The 613-nt window shown below is 60.7% G+C and carries 2 protein-coding genes; one reads left to right on the top strand and one right to left on the bottom strand.

The features are described from left to right. Nucleotides 1–286 (top strand): LysR substrate-binding domain-containing protein (locus EGI20_RS18970; RefSeq protein WP_498633259.1); only part of this gene is annotated, 286 nt, incomplete at its 5' end. 80 nt (nucleotides 287–366) lie between these two features. Here the strand turns inward: EGI20_RS18970 and ubiT are convergent. After that, the coding region (ubiT, locus tag EGI20_RS18965) for a ubiquinone anaerobic biosynthesis accessory factor UbiT (protein ID WP_498633258.1) at nucleotides 367–613 on the bottom strand (247 nt) is incomplete at its 5' end.

The raw sequence follows: 613 nt of genomic DNA, 5'->3' as shown, positions 1-613 counted from the left end.
TCCGCTGGATGTGTCGGGTACTTATACGCTGAACGAGATTGAGGCGGTGGCCGAACTGGCGCGCCTGGGGCAGGGCGTCGCCCAATTGCCGGGCAATGAGGCGATCGATGCCATGCTCCGTGGCGAGCTGGAGCCGGTGTTGCTCGACTTTCTTTCGACCGAACGGGCCATTTACCTGTGCTTCCCGCACCGCGAACATACCGCCCCGCGCACCCGCGTATTTGTCGACTTTATTGTCGAGCGTCTGGCGAACCATCCCGACGTGCTGGCGAAATGGCCGGAGTAAGGTAGGGAGTAGGGCGTTAGGGAGTAGGGAGTAGGGAGTAGGGAGGTTACTCCCTATTTACCACTCCCCACTCCCTTTACTTACACTGCCATAAACCGTGCCAGCGGCGTGTCGCTCCAGTCCACGCTATCCAGCAGGTTCTTCACGATCAGCCCAAGCTCGGTGTCGCCTTCGATCACCAGCTTGCGGTTGAAAAACAGCGTATCCGGGTCTTCTTCACGCAGCATCATGCGCGCCAAATCCGCGAGGTTGGCGGCGAAGCGCAAGTCCGGCGCCTGTTCCGACTTATCTACACTGAAGCGGGCCTCGTCGGCGGCGACGCGCAGC

It is taken from the genome of Aquitalea sp. S1-19 (genome assembly GCF_024343515.1).
The sequence above is the reverse complement of the archived record's forward strand: the minus strand, read 5'-3'. Positions and strand labels throughout refer to the sequence as shown.